Annotated in this window: 18 protein-coding genes; 10 read left to right on the top strand and 8 right to left on the bottom strand. The window is 30.8% G+C overall.

The genetic code is table 11. From position 1 onward, the window contains the following. From QLS97_RS16630 to QLS97_RS16660, 7 genes are all read left to right on the top strand, one after another. The coding region (locus QLS97_RS16630; RefSeq protein ID WP_282718255.1) for a T9SS type B sorting domain-containing protein at window positions 1-1,449 on the top strand (1,449 nt) is incomplete at its 5' end. 47 nt (window positions 1,450-1,496) lie between these two features. Continuing rightward, window positions 1,497-2,405 (top strand): PorP/SprF family type IX secretion system membrane protein, encoded by a 909-nt coding sequence (locus QLS97_RS16635; protein ID WP_282718256.1) that lies wholly within the window; start codon window positions 1,497-1,499, stop codon window positions 2,403-2,405. A gap of 11 nt (window positions 2,406-2,416) precedes the next feature. Beyond that, window positions 2,417-4,357 (top strand): OmpA family protein, encoded by a 1,941-nt coding sequence (locus QLS97_RS16640; protein ID WP_282718257.1) that lies wholly within the window; start codon window positions 2,417-2,419, stop codon window positions 4,355-4,357. An 891-nt stretch (window positions 4,358-5,248) separates the two neighbouring features. After that, on the top strand, window positions 5,249-6,574 hold the full coding sequence (locus QLS97_RS16645) for an ice-binding family protein (protein WP_282718258.1): 1,326 nt from the start codon (window positions 5,249-5,251) through the stop codon (window positions 6,572-6,574). Window positions 6,575-6,626: 52 nt separating this feature from the next. Further along, window positions 6,627-7,913 (top strand): ice-binding family protein, encoded by a 1,287-nt coding sequence (locus QLS97_RS16650; RefSeq protein WP_282718260.1) that lies wholly within the window; start codon window positions 6,627-6,629, stop codon window positions 7,911-7,913. 62 nt (window positions 7,914-7,975) lie between these two features. Then, window positions 7,976-9,262, top strand: a complete 1,287-nt coding sequence (locus QLS97_RS16655; RefSeq protein WP_282718262.1) for an ice-binding family protein — start codon at window positions 7,976-7,978, stop codon at window positions 9,260-9,262. 17 nt (window positions 9,263-9,279) lie between these two features. Beyond that, window positions 9,280-10,557, top strand: coding sequence for an ice-binding family protein (locus QLS97_RS16660; protein WP_282718264.1), 1,278 nt, complete (start codon window positions 9,280-9,282; stop codon window positions 10,555-10,557). A gap of 785 nt (window positions 10,558-11,342) precedes the next feature. On the opposite strand, the gene QLS97_RS16665 is transcribed toward QLS97_RS16660, so the two are convergent. The 4 genes from QLS97_RS16665 to QLS97_RS16680 all read right to left on the bottom strand — a co-directional run bounded on the left by QLS97_RS16665 (window position 11,343) and on the right by QLS97_RS16680 (window position 13,583). Next, window positions 11,343-11,786: a hypothetical protein gene (locus QLS97_RS16665; protein WP_282718266.1), complete on the bottom strand. Its 444-nt coding sequence runs from the start codon at window positions 11,784-11,786 to the stop codon at window positions 11,343-11,345. Between the two features lie 3 nt (window positions 11,787-11,789). Next, entirely contained in the window at window positions 11,790-12,182 is a 393-nt protein-coding gene (locus QLS97_RS16670; RefSeq protein ID WP_282718268.1) for a helix-turn-helix domain-containing protein, read from the bottom strand. A gap of 2 nt (window positions 12,183-12,184) precedes the next feature. Beyond that, window positions 12,185-12,706, bottom strand: a complete 522-nt coding sequence (locus tag QLS97_RS16675) for a hypothetical protein (protein ID WP_282718270.1) — start codon at window positions 12,704-12,706, stop codon at window positions 12,185-12,187. 178 nt (window positions 12,707-12,884) lie between these two features. Then, a complete protein-coding gene (locus tag QLS97_RS16680) occupies window positions 12,885-13,583 on the bottom strand; it encodes a hypothetical protein (protein WP_282718271.1) in 699 nt (232 codons plus the stop codon). Window positions 13,584-14,046: 463 nt separating this feature from the next. Here QLS97_RS16680 and QLS97_RS16685 point away from each other — a divergent pair, with 463 nt between their 5' ends. Beyond that, the gene (locus QLS97_RS16685; RefSeq protein WP_282718272.1) at window positions 14,047-15,543 is read left to right on the top strand and encodes a reverse transcriptase domain-containing protein; all 1,497 of its coding nucleotides are present in this window, start codon (window positions 14,047-14,049) and stop codon (window positions 15,541-15,543) included. Window positions 15,544-15,733: 190 nt separating this feature from the next. Here the strand turns inward: QLS97_RS16685 and QLS97_RS16690 are convergent, their stop codons facing one another. The 3 genes from QLS97_RS16690 to QLS97_RS16700 form a co-directional block, all read right to left on the bottom strand. Continuing rightward, window positions 15,734-16,585: a hypothetical protein gene (locus QLS97_RS16690; protein ID WP_282718274.1), complete on the bottom strand. Its 852-nt coding sequence runs from the start codon at window positions 16,583-16,585 to the stop codon at window positions 15,734-15,736. A 121-nt stretch (window positions 16,586-16,706) separates the two neighbouring features. After that, window positions 16,707-18,398 carry a hypothetical protein gene (locus QLS97_RS16695; RefSeq protein WP_282718276.1) on the bottom strand — a complete coding sequence of 564 codons (1,692 nt, stop codon included), beginning with the start codon at window positions 18,396-18,398 and terminating at the stop codon, window positions 16,707-16,709. A 133-nt stretch (window positions 18,399-18,531) separates the two neighbouring features. Next, window positions 18,532-18,828 (bottom strand): hypothetical protein, encoded by a 297-nt coding sequence (locus QLS97_RS16700; protein ID WP_282718277.1) that lies wholly within the window; start codon window positions 18,826-18,828, stop codon window positions 18,532-18,534. 328 nt (window positions 18,829-19,156) lie between these two features. On the opposite strand from QLS97_RS16700, the gene QLS97_RS16705 reads away from it, so the two are divergent. Beyond that, entirely contained in the window at window positions 19,157-19,480 is a 324-nt protein-coding gene (locus tag QLS97_RS16705) for a hypothetical protein (protein ID WP_282718279.1), read from the top strand. A gap of 354 nt (window positions 19,481-19,834) precedes the next feature. Here QLS97_RS16705 and QLS97_RS16710 read toward each other — a convergent pair whose 3' ends face one another. Then, window positions 19,835-20,437, bottom strand: a complete 603-nt coding sequence (locus tag QLS97_RS16710; protein WP_282718281.1) for a master DNA invertase Mpi family serine-type recombinase — start codon at window positions 20,435-20,437, stop codon at window positions 19,835-19,837. A gap of 38 nt (window positions 20,438-20,475) precedes the next feature. On the opposite strand from QLS97_RS16710, the gene QLS97_RS16715 reads away from it, so the two are divergent. Beyond that, window positions 20,476-20,810, top strand: a 335-nt coding sequence (locus QLS97_RS16715; protein WP_282718283.1) for a hypothetical protein, incomplete at its 3' end; no start/stop codon positions are given.

Here is a 20,810-nt window from a genome sequence, read left to right on the forward strand (position 1 = left end):
AACTGTTGGGATTCGTATACTTTCAACACAACAACATGTGCTTGGGTGAATAATGGTACAGCGAAACCTGCAGAACCAGCGAAAGTTAACTGTTGGGAGACTTATACTTTCAACACAACAACATGTGCTTGGGATAAAAACAATACGACACAACCTGCAGAACCAGCGAAAGTAAACTGTTGGGATTCGTATACTTTCAACACAACAACATGTGCTTGGGTGAATAATGGTACAGCGAAACCTACGGAACCAACGAAAGTGAACTGTTGGGACACGTATACTTTCAACACAGCAACATGTGCTTGGGTGAATAATGGTACAGCGAAACCTACGGAACCAGCTAAAGTAAACTGTTGGGAGACTTATACTTTCAACACAACAACATGTGCTTGGGATAAAAACAATACGACACAACCTGCAGAACCAGCGAAAGTAAACTGTTGGGATTCGTATACTTTCAACACAGCAACATGTGCTTGGGTGAATAATGGTACAGCGAAACCTGCAGAACCAGCTAAAGTGAACTGTTGGGACACGTATACTTTCAGCACAGCAACATGTGCTTGCGTTAATAATGGTACAGCGAAACCTATGGAACCAGCGAAAGTAAACTGTTGGGACACGTATACTTTTAATACAACAACATGTGCTTGGGATAAAAATAATACGACACAACCTGCAGAGCCAGCGAAAGTGAACTGTTGGGATTCGTATACTTTCAACACAACAACATGTGCTTGGGTGAATAATAATACTGTCAAACCTACAGAACCAGCGAAAGTGAACTGTTGGGAGACTTATACTTTCAGCACAACAACATGTGCTTGGGAAGTAACTGGAACAAAACCTGAATCAACATTAATTGAAAAAACAGTGTGTAATACGGACAGTGCTATAACTATCGATTTAAATACTTTACTATCTCCCGAAACACCAAACAATGGAACTTGGATTAACAACAGTAGCGCAGTATTAAACGGAAATATATTCTCTCCTTTTAATTTACCTGATGCAGATTATAATTTTGAATATAAATATCAAATTGTAAATGAACAATGCCCTAGAAGTATATTTATAAAAATAACTCTTTCAGATGATGATTGTAGTATTGTGTTAGGTTGCGGTGTAATTGACGTTCACAATGCCTTTTCTCCAAATGGAGATGGTACTAATGAAGCCTTTGTTATCGAAAACATTGATAATATATTGTGTTATCCCGATAATACTGTGGAGATTTATAATCGTTGGGGCGTTTTAGTTTATGAAACTAATGGATATGATAATACCAGTAAAGCTTTTACAGGCTTATCTAAAGGTAGAACTACAATTGGTCAATCTCAGGAGTTGCCAACTGGAACCTATTTTTATATATTAAATTACACTTTTATTGATGAAAACAATCAAGTTAAGACTAATAAAAAAGATGGGTATTTATACCTTACAAGATAAATCTAACTCCTGAGGGCTAACACCCTCAGGTTTAAAAAATAAACTAAATGAAGACAAGAGTACTATTATTCGCCTTGCTGTTTACTGGAATTATAAGTTATGCCCAACAAGATGCCCAATTTTCCCAATACATGTATAACACCATTAATATCAATCCCGCTTATGCAGGATCAAGAGGAGCCCTGAGTATATTTGCCTTGCATCGTACACAATGGGTTGGACTCGATGGCGCACCTGTTACAAATGCAGCTTCTGTCAATACTCCACTTAACGAAAGTAACTTAGGCTTGGGAGTATCGATTATAAATGATAAAATTGGACCTACCACTGAAAATACGATTTCAGCTGATTTATCATATACTGTTCCTACTTCTGAAACCTTTAAACTATCTTTTGGAATCAAAGCAACTGCTAACTTTTTCAATTTAGATGTTAACCGATTAAATCCTGTTGATGATGATCCTAGTCTGCATGATTTCAATAATAAATTTACACCTAATATTGGAGCTGGTGTTTATTTACATTCAGACAAAGCCTATGTAGGGTTTTCAATTCCTAATTTCATCGAAAGCAATCGTTATGATGATAATGAAGTAGCCATTTTTAAAGAAAAAATTAATTACTACTTAATCGCAGGTTATGTATTTGATGTGAATGAATCTATAAAATTTAAACCCGCATTATTAACAAAAGTCGTTGGTGGTGCTCCGCTTCAAGTCGACGCATCAGGAAATTTCATGTTTAACGACAAATTTGTAGTTGGTGTTGCATATAGATGGAGTGCCTCATTGAGTGCTATGGTTGGTTTTCAAGTTTCTGATGGTTTATACGTTGGCTACGGTTATGACAAGGAAACAACCAATTTAAAAAACTATAATTCAGGTTCGCATGAAATATTCTTGCGTTATGAAATATTCAACAATATCGATAAAATTACAATTCCAAGATTCTTCTAAAAACAATTATTATGAGAAATTATATACTCCTTTACCTAATAATAGTAAGTGTTTTTTCATTTAGTAGTTATGCACAAAAAGCCAAAGTTACCGCTGCTGATAAGAAATATGAGAGCTATGCTTATATTGACGCCATAAAAATCTATGAAAAGGTTGCAGAAAAAGGATACAAATCAGTTGATATGTTCCAGAAATTAGGTAATTCCTATTACTTTAATTCTGATTTTAGCAAAGCTGCCAAATGGTATGGGGAATTGTTTGCGGTGACTTTGGATGTAGATTCAGAATATTATTATCGTTATGCACAATCATTGAAATCTATTGGACAAAATGATAAAGCAAACGAGATGATGGAAAAATTTCACCAAAAATCTGGCAATGACAATAGAGCAAAACTCTTCGAAAAAAATAAAAATTATTTAGATATAATCAAGGCTAATTCTGGAAGATATAAAATTGAAGATACAGGAATTAACTCTAATTTTTCAGATTATGGGAGTTCTATTTCAGGCAACAAATTAGTATTTGCCTCAGCTCGCGATACCGGAGGCATTTCTAAGAAAATATTTAAATGGACCAACCAATCTTTTACCAATTTATACAGTTCCGAAGTAAAAATGGATGGTACTTTAGGACAACCAGAGCGATTCAGCAAAAAGATAAACTCCAAGTTTCACGAATCAACACCCGTTTTTACCAGAGATGGCAAAACCATGTACTTCACAAGAAACAACTATCTAGATGGCAAGAAAGGAAAAGATAGTAAACTAGTAACCTTGTTAAAACTATACAAAGCCACAAAAAACAAAGAAGGAGAATGGGTTGATGTAGTTGCCTTACCCTTCAATAGCGACAACTATAGTATTGCGCATCCAGCATTAAGTGTAAATGAGAAAATCTTGTACTTTGCCTCAGATATGCCAGGAACTTTAGGACAATCCGATTTGTTTCAAGTAGCAATAAAGGAAGATGGAACTTATGACACCCCACAAAATCTAGGAAACACCATCAATACCGAAGGTAGAGAAACCTTCCCATTTATAAGTAACGATGATGAGTTGTATTTTGCTAGTGATGGAAGGCCGGGACTCGGAGGATTAGATATTTATGTAGTCCAGATAGGAACAGACAATAGTATCACCGATATACAAAATGTAGGAGCTCCAATAAACGGAACCGATGACGATTTTGCTTTTTTAATAGACAGCAAAAACAGAAAAGGTTTTTTCACTTCAAACCGAACTGGAGGCAAAGGATATGACGATGTTTATAAGTTTACCGAAACCCGCAAACTAGCATGTGAACAAAGTTTAACGGGGGTAATCACGAATAAGGAAACGACCAAAATATTGCCAGATACCAAGTTGAGTTTGTTTGACGAGAAATTTCAACTGCTTAAAGAAGGAATATCCGATACAAATGGTAAATATAGCTTTGAAGTACTATGTGGCAAAACCTATTATGTAAAAGCAGAGAAACACGAATACGAAACTAAAGAAGGAACGACTTCTATAGCCAAAACACCAGGCAAGAGTGAATTGGATTTAGCATTAGAGCAACGTATTAAACCAATTGGGATAGGAACAAATTTAGCTAAGACCTTAGACATTCCAATAATTTATTTTGATTTGAATAAATCTTTCATCCGTAAAGATGCAGCCTTTGAGTTAGCCAAAGTACTTGCAGTAATGGAAGAATATCCAAATATGAAAATTGATATACGTTCACATACCGATAGTAGGCAAACGATACAGTACAATGATGCATTATCCGATGGAAGAGCCAAATCTACAATGGCGTGGTTGGTTAAAAATGGTATAAAAGCGAGCAGATTAACTGCTAAAGGCTACGGAGAAACTCAACTTGTAAACAAGTGTTCCGATGGTATACAATGTACCGAAGCAGAACATCAAGCCAATAGACGTAGCGAGTTTATCATTACGTCGATGTAAACAAATAAAAAATCGAATAATTAATTAACATCATTTATTATTGTTTCTGGCATCAACAGTATGTTTTTTTATAACAAAAGCATTGAATTTGGGGTTCTCGCTGCCGGATTAACAATACTATATTTTTTCAATTTTAGATTAAATCTAAAAATATATAACAAGGTATATCAAAAACGAATTGCTAACGATAAACAGAATTATTTTTCTAGATTTAAAATATGGATTTTTGGAATACATTTGAGTTTGATTCTTTTAGGACTAGACATGAGATAATAAATTAGCAATGTTTCATGCAAAAAATAGATTTAAAAAGCGTGAATCTAATGTTGCTTAATTCTAATTTTGATTATGGATTTAAATAAATATAATAGAAAGTGCGATTTTACTTCTACTTTCGAACCCAAGGGGAGCTATAAAAGCAAGAAAAATAATTAATTTTTGTAGTACAAGAACATGTTGCATGCCATTTGCATTATGATGTTTGTCTAGAAATAAATGGAGTTTTAAAAAGTGGGTAATCCAAAAAAGATCATCAATGAATCCCGAGGGAAAAAGACTTGCAATTTTGACAGAAATCATCCTTAATGCTTACAAAGATTTTGAAGGACTATCCCATGGGGAAATTACGATGCAGAAACTGTTATCGTTTGGGATAATGGGACTGTGTTTTAGACTATGAAAATATTAAAAAAGGCTTGAAAAAGGGTCGCCTTGGTTTTATTCTTAACGGAAAGAAATTAATAAGGAGAATTTGTACGAATAAAAATCAAGCAGAAAAAAGCTTGGTTGTTAAAAAAAAAGAAAAATTAACATACAAGTGATTATGATATTTTACTCGAAAAAAAAATCGTGGATTTCTAATTTAACTTTGGAAGAACTTAATAAAAATAAATGAAAAAAATTGCAGCCCTTTTATTTGTCTTCTTTTTGATGATGTCACAAATTGTATGTGCACAAGTTGGGATTGGAACAATAATTCCAGATGCATCATCAATATTAGATTTAACCTCTAATTCCCAAGGGCTTCTTATTCCTCGAATAACTACCTCGGATAGAGATTTTATTGCAAATCCTGCAAATGGACTTTTAATTTACAATACGACCACCTCTCATTTTAATCATTTTGATCTAGTTTGGAAAGAGTATTCAGATTATACAAATTATTATAATTCTAATTCGACAAGCGATGTTACAACCACTTCAACATCAGATGTAGTAGTGCCCGGAATGACAATTGCACCATTATTAGCAGGAACATATGAGGTAACTTTTAATTGTTCATATAATAATTCACCAACAGAGAGAATAGTTTCTTCTGGTGAAAGTTTTCCAAGTACTATGGCTCAAGAGGCTAAATCGGATTTGGAGCTATTGATTAATCAATTAAATTCTCTTACTGTAACTAATTCAAATCATCTTGCTGCTTTTGGAAATGGTGAAACTATTTTCCCAGGTGTTTATTCTATAGCTGGAGCAGCTTCAATTGCTTTAAACTTGACATTAGATGGAGGTGGAGATTCAAATTCAATTTTTGTTATTAAAGCAAATGGAGCTTTGGCCGCTGGCGCAAATACTAATGTTATTTTAACAAATGGAGCACAAGCTAGGAATGTATTTTGGTTAGCTTATGGCGCTCCGTCTTTTGGAGCAAACTCTATTATGAAAGGGAATGTAATAGCAGCCACAACGGGGGCTATTGCATTTAATGCAGGAGGAAATCTTGAAGGAAGACTTTTGACAATTTCTGGGGCAATAACTTTTGGACCAGCAGTTGCTTCCATGCCAATAGGGACATCGCCATATCCATTGGGTACATTAGATAAATTTGTTTTATACACTGCCGCTGGTGACGTTACAAATACTGCGGTTTCAACAATTACAGGAAATATAGGGACTAATTTAGGTACTTTTGTAGGTTTTGAAGCCGCAAGTGTAAACGGTGCTTTTGTTACACATACAACTTATACTTCTAAAACATCCACAACAATATCCACACCAAATACGAACAATATTATAGCCTCTTTTAGTATTTATCAAAATGGAGTTTTAATTCCAAGTTCCAGTAAAATATTGACTAGTGAAGCTTATTTAGGAAACGCCTCATTACAGGCAGTTTCAACTATTGAAGCAAATCAAATAGTAGATGTAAGGTGGAATACAGATTCTGAAAAAATAGGGATGGGAAATAGGACTTTTACATTAATAAAAGTACAATAACCTTAAAGAATAATTAAAATTGATTTCCAAGAGAAGGTTTGAATAATAACAAATGAAAAAAACACCCTCCTTTCTATTACTTACTTTTTTGCTAATACCAATATTTGTTGGTGCTCAGGTAGGTATTGGTACTTTTGATCCAGCCCCATCTTCACTTTTAGAGTTATTTTCAAAGAGTAAAGGATTGCTTGTTCCTAGAATGACTAGTGCAGAAAGAGATTTAATTATAGCACCTGCTGTCGGGCTATTAATTTATAATACTAGCACATCAAACTTTAATTATTTTGATATAGATTGGAAAGATTATTCTGGTTTCGCAAAAAATTATAATTCAAATTTAACAGGTGATATTACAACTATCACAACATCAAATGAGGTTGTAAATGGTATGTCAATTACACCTCAATTTGCCGGAAAATATAAAGTTACCTTTAATAGTTATTATAGTAATGCTCCAATAAGTACTGGTCCTTTTTCTTCGGAAAAGGGTGAAATAGATTTGCAGTCAATTTACGATAATTTGCAATCATTTCCAATTACTAATGGAACTCATGGGGTTGTTTTAGGAAACGGAGAGGCTTTAATTCCAGGCGTTTATGCTTTGTCTGGAGCTACATCAACGGTCGGGACACTCTATTTTGATGGGCAAGGAAATCCAGATGCTCTTTTCGTTATTAGGATTGATGGAGCTTTCTCAGCAGGAGTAGCTACGAAAATGGTTTTGCTCAACGGAGCAAAAGCTTCTAATATTTTTTGGGTAATTGAAGGAGCCGCTTCAATTGAAGCTTCAACTATTCTAAAAGGTACTGTAATTACTCATGCTGGTGCAATTACAATGGGAGCTGGAGGAAATCTTGAAGGTCGGCTTTTTTCAATCGTAGGAGCTATTAGTGTTAATACAGTAAAGACAATAATTCCTTCAGGAATTTCTGTAATTGATTTGGGAGTGTTGTCCACCTTTATTTATTATAGTAGTGCGGGTGCTGTAACTAATGGGGGTTCTTCTGTAATTACGGGTAATATTGGAACAAATGTAGGAGCTATATCAGGGTATGGATCACCTACTGTTTTTAAGGGTTCATTTTTAAATGCCGGAGGGTCAATAACAACTTTATCTCCTAATAATACGAATGCATTAGGAACTTTTGGCATCTATCAAAATGGAGTTTTGATTCCAAGTTCAAATAAAATTCTAACAAGTAATGCGGATTCTGTAAACTTATCATTACAAGCAATTGCAACTATTTTGCCTAATCAAGCAATAGATGTAAGGTGGAATACAGATTCCGAAAAAATAGTAATGGGAAATAGGACTTTAATCTTGATAAAAGTACAATAAACTTAAAAATAATTAGAATTGATATCCACGAGAAGGTTTGAATTAGTTTTAAATAATAACAAATGAAAAAAACATCTTGCTTTCTATTACTTGTATTTTTGCTAGCACCACTATTTGTTAGTGCGCAGGCAGGTATTGGAACTGTTAATCCAGACCCATCGGCACTTTTAGAATTATTTTCAAAAAGCGAAGGATTGCTTGTGCCTAGAATGACTAGTGAAGAGCGAGATTTAATTGTAGCGCCTGCTGTAGGTTTATTAATTTATAATACAAGCACATCAAACTTTAATTTTTTTGATATAGATTGGAAAGATTATTCTAGTTTTGCAAAAAATTATACTTCAAATTTAACAGGTGATATTACAACTACCGCAACCTCAAATGAGGTTATAAATGGTATGTCGATAACGCCTCTATTTGCCGGAAAATACAAAGTTACCTTTAATAGTTATTATAATAATGCTCCAATAATTAGGGGGCCTTTTACATCTGAACAAGGTAGAATTGATTTGCAGACAGCTTACAATAATTTGCATTCACTAACGGCTACTATCACAAATCATCTATCTGTTATAGGAGGTGGAGAGACTTTGATTCCAGGTGTTTATACTATTGCAGGAGCAACATCAACAGTTGGGACAATCAATTTTGATGGCGGAGGAAATCCAGATGCTCTTTTCGTTATTAGGATTGGAGCCGCTTTCTCAACAGCAGCAAGTACGAAAATGGTTTTGCTCAACGGAGCAAAAGCTTCTAATATTTTTTGGGTAATTGAAGGAGCCGCTTCAATTGAAGCTTCAACTATACTAAAAGGAACTGTAATTACTCATGGTGGTGCAATTTCAATGGCCGCGGGAGGGGATCTTGAAGGTAGACTTTTTGCAATCGTAGGGGCTGTAAGTTTTAGTTCAGGAACTGCAATTATTCCTTCGGGAGATTCTGGAATAGACTTAGGGGTGTTATCCACTTTTATTTTTTTTAGTGGCACAGGTGCTATATCAAACGCGGATACTTCAGTAATTACTGGAGATGTTGGAACAAATGGAGGTGCTATAACAGGGTTTGGTTCCCCTAATGTTTTTAACGGTTCAATTTTATATCCGGGAGGTACAATAACAACGTCATCTCCTAATAATACGAATGCATTAGGAACTTTTGGCATCTATCAAAATGGGATTTTAATTCCTAGTTCAAATAAAATTCTAACAAGTAATGCGAATTCTGCAAACTTATCATTACAAGCAATTTCAACTATTTTGCCTAATCAAGCAATAGATGTAAGGTGGAATACAGATTCCGAAAAAATAGTAATGGGAAATAGGACTTTAACTTTGATTAAATTACAATAATTATTAAATCATTATAAATGCAAGATATAGGAAAATTATTACTGCTTTTGCTATTGGCAAATTGGCAAATTTCAAATGCACAAGTTGGGATTGGAACAATAAATCCGGATACATCATCAATATTAGATTTAACATCTAATTCTCAAGGGATTCTTACTCCAAGAATGACGACAGAGCAAAGAAATTTGATTTCAAGCCCTGCAAATGGGCTTTTAATCTATAATACAACCACATCGGGTTTTAATTATTATGATGATGGTTGGAAAGATTATGGAACATACGCAAAATATTATAGTACAAATGGTGTAGGTGATATTGGAACCAAATCTAATATTGATATGGCGCTTCCCTATATAAGCATTTCACCAGCACCAGGAAAATACTCGGTCTCTTTTGATAGTCAATTCACCAATAATATTATGATTATTGCGGCTAATACAGACACTCTTTTAGCAGACTTTTTTTTAGCTTACAATCAACTTGAAATACGACCAGCTACTAATACTTCCCGTATAAATTTTGGTAATGAAACAATTAGTCCTGGAAAATATTCAGTAGCCAGTGCCATTGAAATTTCAGGTTCTCTTACCCTTGACGCTGGAGGAGATCCAAATGCATTGTTTATTTTTAAAGCTAATGGAGATTTAAATATGGTAGCTGGTACTACAATTATTTTAAAAAACGGAGCACTTCCTGAAAATGTTTTTTGGGTAGCCGAAGGAGCAATAGGAATTGGAGACAATACAATAGCGAAAGGAATTTTAATTTCTCATGGTTATGCAATTGCCGTTGGTAATGCCTCAACATTAGATGGAAAAATGCTCACAAATGCGGGGGCGATTGCTTTTGGTGTAGGGACATGTACAACTCCATCAAAAGAATCTTCAATAATTAGCTTAGGTTCATTGTCAACATTTGTTGCTTTTACAGGATCTGGAGCAATCAATAATACAGGGGCTTCTGTTTATAATGGTAATATAGCTTCGGGATTAGGTGCTACTACAAGTCTTGCTGCCGCAACAGTGAATGGAACGATTTTTCCTCCAGGAAACACACCTGAAACTAATTCGGGTTATAGCAATGAAAATACAATAGCGACTTTTAGTATTTATCAAGGTGGAGTTTTGATACCTAATTCCATCCGAAAATTAAAATGCAATTCAAATAGATCAAATTTGTCTTTGCAAACAATTGTAGATGTTGTATCAGGACAGACTATTGATGTTAAATGGAATATTAGCTCAGGTACATTAGCATTAGGAAATAGAATATTAACGCTAACGAGTGTAAAATAAATAGATTTAATTCAGATAATTATGAACTTATAAGATTTACCAAAATAAGTACAGGTTTTTGGTATAACCATATTAGTACTCATAACTTGTTGCATTATTTAGCCTAATGTAGCAATAGGTAGCATCATTTGGCCAAGGTCTTTGCCCTATCGATTTGGACAACAAAAAAAGTACATTGGGCAACAACTGAACAAGAAATAAAAGAAATATAATAATTATAAAGTCAACAAAAACAGTCAGTTAGTGAATAAAAGAAATGTAATTACTTTCCGATGCAATAAGTAATAATCCTTGTATTTAAAGGGTTAAGAAGGGTAGAGGTGTACAAAAGATGGATAGATATTGTCGAATTAATAATATTTATTGCTATTAAACATCAAGTTCAGATATAGGGTAATGTCTGTCGTCATAATCTTTTATTAAAATGGATAATAAATTCAATTCCTCAAATTCAGGTGTATTAGATTCTACATGGAAAATTTCCATAAGTCGTTAGGATAGCTTGTTATAATCTTCTTCAGTTTTTAATACTTTCCAGTTCATAATTATTTTTTTATAAAGTTTATATGTCGGTATCAAAAACAATCGTTTCAACATTGATTTTATCGTATTCTTTATAGGTTAAGAACTATATTAAGTATAATGTTTGTTTGAATAATCATTTCCTTTAATATTATACAACCACGACCCGGTTATTATTTATAATATTTACCTTTCTATAAATAAACTTCTACGCTGATTTATCAATTCTTTGTTGCAAAAATGGTAAATAATTGAGACATAAATTAACGTTTGCTTTTCAATAGATCTGCAGCATTGACAACGGGTAAAATAACCGATTTGAGATAAGTATCTTTCCATAATTCAAACATCATTCCTCTTAAAGTAGAGAATGAAATTGCCAAAAGTGTGGTAACAAAAAGACCGCTAAATAATGGCTTTTCATTGTTAATTTGATAATGGTCTTTTAAGTCTTCTATTTTAAAGAAGAAGTCAATTTCGTAATTCCCACCTTGATTTATAGGCTTATTAGATGCAACTGCATTAATATCTAGAAAAAGTCTAATTTTTACCAACTCTTTTTCCAAGTTGTGCATCATGTTATGAGCTACTTTTATGTCATAGGTAGGTTTTATATCTAATTTTCCATCAAACAAAAAAGTGTTTTCTTTCACTTTTTTAATGTTTGTTAAATGGATTTTTGATGGTATTATTTGGGTATTATCCATTGTTTATGATACTTTCTTGTCAAAACTATTTTCGGCAGTAAATACTTCTGAATTTTCAAAAGTAGTTTCTTCTAAATCATCTTCTTGGTTTACAAATACTTTTAAATACACATATTCTTTTAGAGGCTCAATATGAATAATATCATCACCTAAAACGGTTTCTATTTTTGTGATGGTCTTTGTTGTAAAAGTATGTGTACCTGTTAACCATTTGCTTATTTCAGAAGGTTTTTTATCTAATAATCGTGCTAAATCGGCTGGTTTTAAACCACGATCTTTTAGCATTTCATTTATTTTATGTGCTATGGCTAAATTTTTCTCTACTAATTTGTCTATTTCTGGGTTTTTGTTTTTTTCTAGCCAATCAGAGATAATGTTGTTTCTAGTATTTTCCATAATTATAAATATATTATCAAGTCAGATTGAAACTCGATATCTGTATGAGTTTCATTCCAATTTATGTCTTTTTGTTTAAATGCTTCGTCTAATGCTTTTGTAATTTGGTTTGCCAATTTAAAATGATGTTTTACATTTGGACAGTCTTGTGCTTTTTTGGTAGTTTTTAAATTTCCATCGAAAAGGAAAACCACGTGTTCGTTTGCCCTGAGGCAATACAATCGTAATGCATTTGGTTTTTTCTTTCCATCTTCAATGTAGGAAGGATTTTTGTTTGTTGCAGGTGGCAATGCTGAAGTGTCTGCAGTTTCTCCTTCGGGTCTAAATAAATAAGGTTGTGCGCCATATTTGTTTCCAATTACTTCTATCCATTTTACAATATGATAGAGTTTGTCTTTGTTTGTTGTTTCGTGTGCAGCAATAAACTTTTCAAATAATGAAATAGTTTCTTGTTCTAGCACAACAGAATAATATGATACTTTATCATACGTTCCTATATGTTTTATATTTGCAAAAGTATTCACTTATAAGTTAGGTTCCAAATTATTATTCACTTTTAAGTTAACTTTAGTAGATTAACTTGTTAAATATATTGATTTTTATACAATTTCCCTATAAAGTTATGAGACAGTCTTCAATTTAGAAACTATTTTTTGTGGATTTCTTAGAGTGCTTTTTGAATTATTGTATTTAAAATACATGTTAATTGAACGGAGCTATGTCTGTGAAGAATTCTGAAGGTAAATAATGTTCACTGAATTTTTGTTGTACTGGATTAAACCATTTAATTTTAATAGATTCATTGGAAACCAGTCTTTTGCTTTTTCCATCATTATAAAATAAATCTTTGTGGTCTTCTATTTTAAATCCACAAGCTACAAAATCTGGAGTTGCATAATTAACAACGTATTGTATTATTTCTTTCACATCGTTTGGACCGTCTTTCTCCTCTTTTGTGACTTTTATTGACAATCTTTTTTTTAAAACTTCTAGTTTTTTTGTTTTAAAATAAAGAATTTCTCCGTAGTTATAGTCTGGTTTAAGGGGATAGCTGTCTATCTCACTAATAACATCTATATTGTTATCATTAACCTTGTTTCTTATACTTGCAATTTTTAGTTTAGTAAAATTTACAAGCATTTTTTGATATAAATGAACTTCTATGAATTCACTTTTATTATCATCAAAATATGTACATATATATTTTATTCTTTCAGCAATTTCTTTTCCTGAATTTTCGTCAAAAGTTTTCTTTTGTATATTTTCAAAAAACACTTCTTTAATTATCATTATTGGAGGAACATATTTTCCATCACCTTTTATATAATAGTCATATAATAATGGATGAGTTTTATAGGTGACTATATTTCCAACTTTGAATTCACTGATTAATTGGGTCATAATTAAGTTTTGTTAAATATATAAAAATAATAATACTATATTTACTGAAGAGTAAGAAAGTTCTTTAGTTAGAGAAATAAAACATTTGTTGAACTATTGTGAACATTATGTTTCATTTGATCCAGACCTTCGGGGAATAAATTAAATATGTGGATTAGATATGATGTTATTGCAGTTAAATACTGCAAGTATATCGATATAAATGCAGTATTTACCTGCAATGTCATATGAGTACTATACCATCTATATAGTTCATTCATTAGACGATAGAATTCGGTTAATGTTACAATCATTTCTATACTATTAAGAGTTATATTTAACATCTCGCTTTCCCAATAGGGCAAAGATAACGTACAAGATCAGCGGGAGTCGAGAACTCGGCTAATGGTTCAGTCTCACATTGAGATGTAAGTTTTATTTCGTTATAAATCCGCGCTAGGACTTCTCTTACTCTTATTTTCTTATGAAGCAAAAAGATTGGTTTAAAGACCGAGGTTATCCTCATTTTTCTAATAAAACTCCTTTATCAGTCAGAAAAGATTGTGAGATTTACGTATCTAATAAGTTTAAAGTAGCTAGACATTCATTTCTACCACTAATTTTTAAAGAAATTAAGCAACGAAGATATAAGTCTAGTCTAATAAATGGAATAATAAGACGTTCTCATAAAAAACAAAAAAAATCTACTAAGATTGTTTCTAATACTAAAATTAGAGAAATACTTTATGCAACACATTTGGACGCACATATTTTTTCTTATTATACTCAAAAAATAATCACTCCTGAATACGAAAAATTATTAAATAGTAATTCAAATCTATCTAATTCAGTTTCTGCTTACAGACAAATACCGACCGATGATAATTTGAAATTTAAAAATAATATTCATTTTGCTAAAGATATATTTGATGAAATAAAGAGAAGGGGGAATTGTGTCGTACTTGCTTATGATATTGAAAATTTCTTTCCTAGCTTAAATCATAGACAATTAAAAATTCTTTGGGCAAAAGTGTTGGGCTATAAATCATTGCCTAAAGATCACTACAATATTTTTAAAGCAACTACTCATTTTTCGTATGTTAAGCTCAATGATATGAAAACTATAAAAAATCATTTTGATGAAAAAAAATTAGCAAAATATCGAAAAACTGGAAAAAACACCTTTTTCGAAAATATAACAGAACTAATAGAATCTAATATTATAATTCATAAAAATCAAAAACATAAGAACGGAAAGTTGGTTGGAATACCACAAGGGCTTCCTATAAGTGCATTACTGGCTAATATTTATATGTTACCATTTGACGAGGCCATTATTGAAGAATTGACTGTAAAGGAAAATGTTTTTTATAGAAGGTATTCCGATGATATAATTGTTATTTGTGATGAAAATAAAGTTCAACAAATTGAAAATTTTGTCAAAGAACAAATTGAAAAAATTAAACTTGTAATTTCTTTTGAGAAAACTGAAAAGACACTATTTAAAATAGATAATAATATACTTCAATCATATAAAATTGATGGTGATAATTTAATAAAAAATATCCCTTTGAATTATTTGGGTTTTGAATTTTATGGAAATAAGACTTTAATAAAATCGAAAAATCTTGCTGGATTTTATAGACGTATGAAAAATTCAATTAAAAGAAAGCATAAAAGAATAGGTAGGATTAATGAAAACTTACTTTTAGATAAATCTCCTTTATTTAAAAGAAAAATTTATCGTTTATATAGCTTTAAAGGTTGTAAGAGTAGGTTGTTATCTTCCAAAAAATCAGAATTTAAAAATCAGAAATTAGTAGTTTCAAAATATGAAAAAAAATATAGAGGTAATTATATTAGATATGTTTACCGTGCTTCTGAGGACATGAACGCTCCGGAAATTAAAAAACAGATTAGAAATCATTGGAAAATATTGCAAAAAACATTAACGAAATATGATTTTTCTAATATCAATTAATAACCGATCCTTTCATTATCAAATCTCTTTTTATAAACTCGAGTACTCAGCCCGTAAGACCCATCGTCCCTAGGCTTGCATTCAGTGGCTTGGATTAATCACTGGTATTTACAAATATAGACCAAATTTTGGCAGACAGCATTTTTTCCACAGGAAATAGCCAATCCCAAGCCATTGATGCAAACCGCTGTTAGTGGCTGGCTTTTTCGTTAACTAATTCTCCATTTACAATTTTTAAAAGTGTAATATGTTCGTTTCTGTCTTCATCAAAATATTTTATTCTCAATATTAGGTCGTTAAATTTTTTAGGAATTCTATGTTTCATTATTTCATCAGCTTCTGTACTTATTCCTTCATGGTATAAAGAATATTTTGCTGTTAAATCTACATTTTGAAATGGAGGAATATTATTTACTTTGCTTAATTTGTCAATATGTGTAAAGTGTTCTTTTCCAATACTTTCTACACTAACATTATAAGCTGGGAAACTTGAATTATTATAAATTGTAAAGTTGAATCTCCATTCTATTTCCCAATAAATTATTGGATGGTTGCTAACACTGTAAACTGTTCTTCCATCTATTACTTCTTTTGGGTTTTTAGTGCTATAACCTTGATTATAACGACCTCCATTTTTCCAAATCAAATCGGCTTCAAGGAAAGGAGCTTCAGTTTTTTTATTTTGAGCTTCTCCATTTAGTTTTTTTGTACTTTCTTCTTCAGCTAAATTTTTCCAATTGTTTAATATCGCAACAGTATATTTCTTTTCGTCTTTGTCAATTAGTGTTGCACAATTACTACAAAGCCAAATAGCATTATCAATATGAGTTCTTTGTTCAGTTGTTAAATTTTCATCATATCTTGGACCACCACCCGAAGCAGCAGTAATATGAGCTGCAATACCAATAGAAGTTGCTTTTTCTGGAATTTCATTTGCACCAATTGTCGACTTTCTACAATCAGGATTAGAACATAAATATCCAACTCTTTTTGGTAAAACTTCAATAGTTACTTTTTTAAAATCGTCTCTGTTATTTGTCATTTTTTCTACATTTCTCTAAGCTTTCCCCTAAATAATAAATTTAACCGTCTTGCATTTTCAATTAGATCTCTAATTCTCTGCCAGACCTTAAAATTTGTAACTTTTAGACCTGATTTTTGTGTTAAAGTGGTAGAAGTGAATCTTTTAAAATATGATCAATACTTTCTCTTCTTGTTTTTCTCTTGCCAGGAAATTTAAAAAAATCAATAAAAGTACTGAATGATAGCATACTATCTATTGCATTTTTATTTAAAGTATATTTATGGTACTCTTGAATTAATACATCTAATTTTTTCAAAGATTCGTTATAATATAAAAAATCATTAATATGTATTATTGTTAATGGTTTTATTCTAGAGACTAAATCTGATTTCACATGAGATAATTCATTTTGAAAGTATTCATGAAAAAGTTTATTAAATCCGATTGAAGTTAATGTATTATCTGTTACAACTAAAACAGGATAATATTTTAGATTTGAGTGTTTTTTGAGATTGTCGAAAAAAGTATATTGTTTATCTTCAGAAAGATTGATGAAATTTAATAATTGTTTTACAGCTTTCTTTTTGCCTGAACTTTCAAAAAACTTATCTTTTATTTCATTTTCAATAAGATCACAATCCAGATTTATTTTATTGACATTTGATAGAAAGGAATTCTTACATTCAAATATAAATATTTTACCACCATTTCTAATATAATAATCTGGAAGGGCAAGATTTTCAATACCTTTTTTAATATTTAATTTTATCCTATTCTCAGAATATTGTATATAAGATTTTCCAAATACTGATTTTAAAGAGTTTACTAATAAAACACCTTCTACGAAGTTTTTACTGTAATCCAGATGAAAATTGTTTTTATAAGATTTTTTTGAAAGCTCAATTAAATCATGATAAATTCCAGAGAAAAATTTATCTAATAAAAAACCGAAATCTATAATTATATAATCCCGATTTTTTAATTTATACAGTGGCTTTTTTCTAATAGTTGTCAATTCATTCCATTCTTGACTTGTTTCTTCGTGAGATGAAAAATATTCCAATATTACCCATAATTCTGGATACATTTCCTTAGAAACTATATGATTGTTTATTGCAATTTTGTTTAAATGGAATACTTTAGAGAACAAATCATACCAATCGTTTGACTGTAAGTTTTTAAGGTATGTATTAACAATATCTTGATGTATGTTTTGTCTTTTCAGCCATTTTTCAAACTGGACAAATTTTAATACCTCTGATATTAATTTTTTAGATATTGATTCTGAAGTTAAATCAATATGAGATAAACCCAAATATAAATGAAATCTAATTTCTTTTGTTTTTTCGTGAATGTTGGGTAACCATTTTTGAAATAACTTATCCTGTCTGTTTGATAGTTCATCGTTAACAAGTAAGTATAATTTGAACACATTTTCTAATGTGATTGACTCATAATCATTTCCATCGCTATCTAAATTTGATTGAGAAACTAATAGCTCAATTGTTCTTAAAGTAGCAATTCGATTTATAATGTTGATCGATGATAAGTCTATCTCATTAGAATTTTTAATATCTCTTTTTTCAACAAGTTTTGAGTAACTATTAATCACTTTTGACTTTAAATCTTTATCAGAATTTAAAAGCCATTCATTTAAAATAAATTTTAACTCAGAGTTAGATTCTTTATGTATTTTATGTTCGTATTTGTTTATTATTGCTAATAAAACTATAGCTTTTTCTGTGTTTATTTTATTTATTACTGATTTTATATTTTCCGATTTGTTAAATATATCACTGTAAGCTATTCTTGATATTAGTTTAGTATCCATTATATTACTATTTTTTTAGCGGTAGATTTTCTTTCTCTGATTAAAATAAATTAGTATTGCCATTTCATATCACTCCAATAAATTTATATAATTTTAGATATACTTGAATGTACCAATAGTTAAATAAAGAATATTACCACTCGTCTCTACAACATTTTCCATGCGATTTGTTGACAACTGGATTTTCAAAATTTTCAATGTATCTAATAATTCGTGCTCGTTCTACGTCATACAATTCATTTCCGTTTTTATCAACGATATTACCGCAACGATATGCTTCTTCACCATCATATAAGTCATACGTTTCTTCATGAATATGATTTTGATGGTCAAAATTATCATCGTTTATTAATCCTATTCTATCAAGTGGAACTTTTTTGGTGTTATCTTCAGTAATTAAGATTCCTATGATAGAATATGGTATTTCCATGCTTTCATTATAAAAATCACGATATTCCAAAACGATATTGTCAAAATTTTGACTGTTTAATAATATAACCTTATCTTCTAATTTACAATCAACTATATAATCTTTCAGAGTTTTTATCGTAATATGTTTACCAATATATTTTAGTTCAGGTTTCATTTTACAGTTAGTTTATATTAACTCATGCAATTTAAGATTTTTATTACAATAAAGACAAAGTACTGAAAAATGTTGATAACTTGTTTTTCGCAAATAGCAGAAAGAGATTACTTTTATGAAAACTTAATATGGAGAATTAAGTCAGTCAAACAACAACCAAATTTAAAGATTTATGAAACTAACTGGATTTTTTATCGAAAAAGCTGAGTCATTTCTAGAAGAACTTCGACCAATAAAATTAGCCTCTTTTGAATTTGGAGAAGCAACTAATGATATTGCCTCAATTGAACCAAACTTTACAAGTCAAACAAATGAATTGAACGATATTAGATTCCAAATGAATTTAATGTTTTCAGAATTTGATAATGGAAAATTATTCAATAAAAAATTAAATGATTTTAATAAAACCTTGTTCGATAATACACCGTTTTTAAAGCATCTTATAAATATTAACGAATTATTTATTGACTACTTAAATGAATATAGAGTAGAATAATTTGAATATGACATCTTTAATTCTGATCTAAAGTCATAGTTGCATTGTTTAATTTATATCAAAATAAAATAAAAACCTGATAGCGGTAACTATCAGGTTTCTTTTTAACTGATAATAATGTTAATAAGAAAAATGGAAAATGTTTGTATCAAAAAATTTGGGGCCGAAAACTGTTAAAGTATAAACAAGTAGAAAATTCTCTTGAGCAATCGATTTTGATGAAATGAGAAGGAATAATATGAGTTGATTGATTATTGCAAAATCTTTGATAATGGTTTTTCATGGTGCGGTAATTTGGATTATATTATTGATTGAAGAATAGAATTTTTTAAAAAATATATAATTTTTTTGAGTTCAATTTATTAACACTCTTTCTTTAGCAAATTTTGTTACTGTAATTCTATTAACTCCTAAAATCCTACCAATTGCACTATAAGAAACATTTTTATTTAATAGTTTCTGAATTTGCAATTCTTTGCCTGACAATTTAACTTTTGAAGATTTACTGCCAATAGGTCTTCCTAAAATAACTCCTTCGGCTTTTTTTCTAGCCAGTGCTTCTTTTGTTCTTTGGGAGATTAGATTTCTTTCAATTTCTGCCGAAAGACCAAAGGCAAAAGCCAATACTTTGGATTGAATGTCTTCACCCAATCTATAATTGTCTTTTATAGTCCAGATTTTAACTTCTCTTTTCATACAGAAGTTTAAAACTTCCATTATCATAAAGAGAGAACGTCCTAATCTTGATAATTCTGAACAAATTAAAATATCATCTTTTTTGGTTTTTTTTAGAAGCTTTCCTAAAGTTCTTTTATCTACTTCAATTGTTCCAGAGATTGTTTCTTCTATCCATTTTTCAATAATCAAATTGTTTTTTAGGGCAAATTGATTTATTTCAAATCTTTGATTTTCTACTGTTTGTTTGTCTGTACTAACTCTGATGTATCCGTATACCATTTTTATTAGTAAAAATAGCCATTATTAATAGACCGATTTTGAGAGGACGAGATATTAAACGCTATTCATATGAATTTGCTGATTTATATTTAATTGCAACATTCCCTAGTCTAAAAATAGATATTGACGAATACCCTGCCGTAAAAAACCATCTTTTAGGTTTTGGTCATGATAGATTGAGGCAAACTGGGGATAAAAGTGCAAGAAAAAAAACTAATAATAAATGGTATGAGACCCAAGATAGTATAAGTTATTGGGAGGATTTTTCTAAACAGAAAATAATCTATCCAAACATGACAAAGTTTTTACCATTTCACTTGGACAACGAAGGATTTATACAAAATGATAAATCGTTTATGATTACTGGAGAAAA

It is taken from the genome of Flavobacterium yafengii, assembly GCF_030010375.1.
Classification (GTDB): Bacteria; Bacteroidota; Bacteroidia; order Flavobacteriales; family Flavobacteriaceae; genus Flavobacterium; species Flavobacterium yafengii.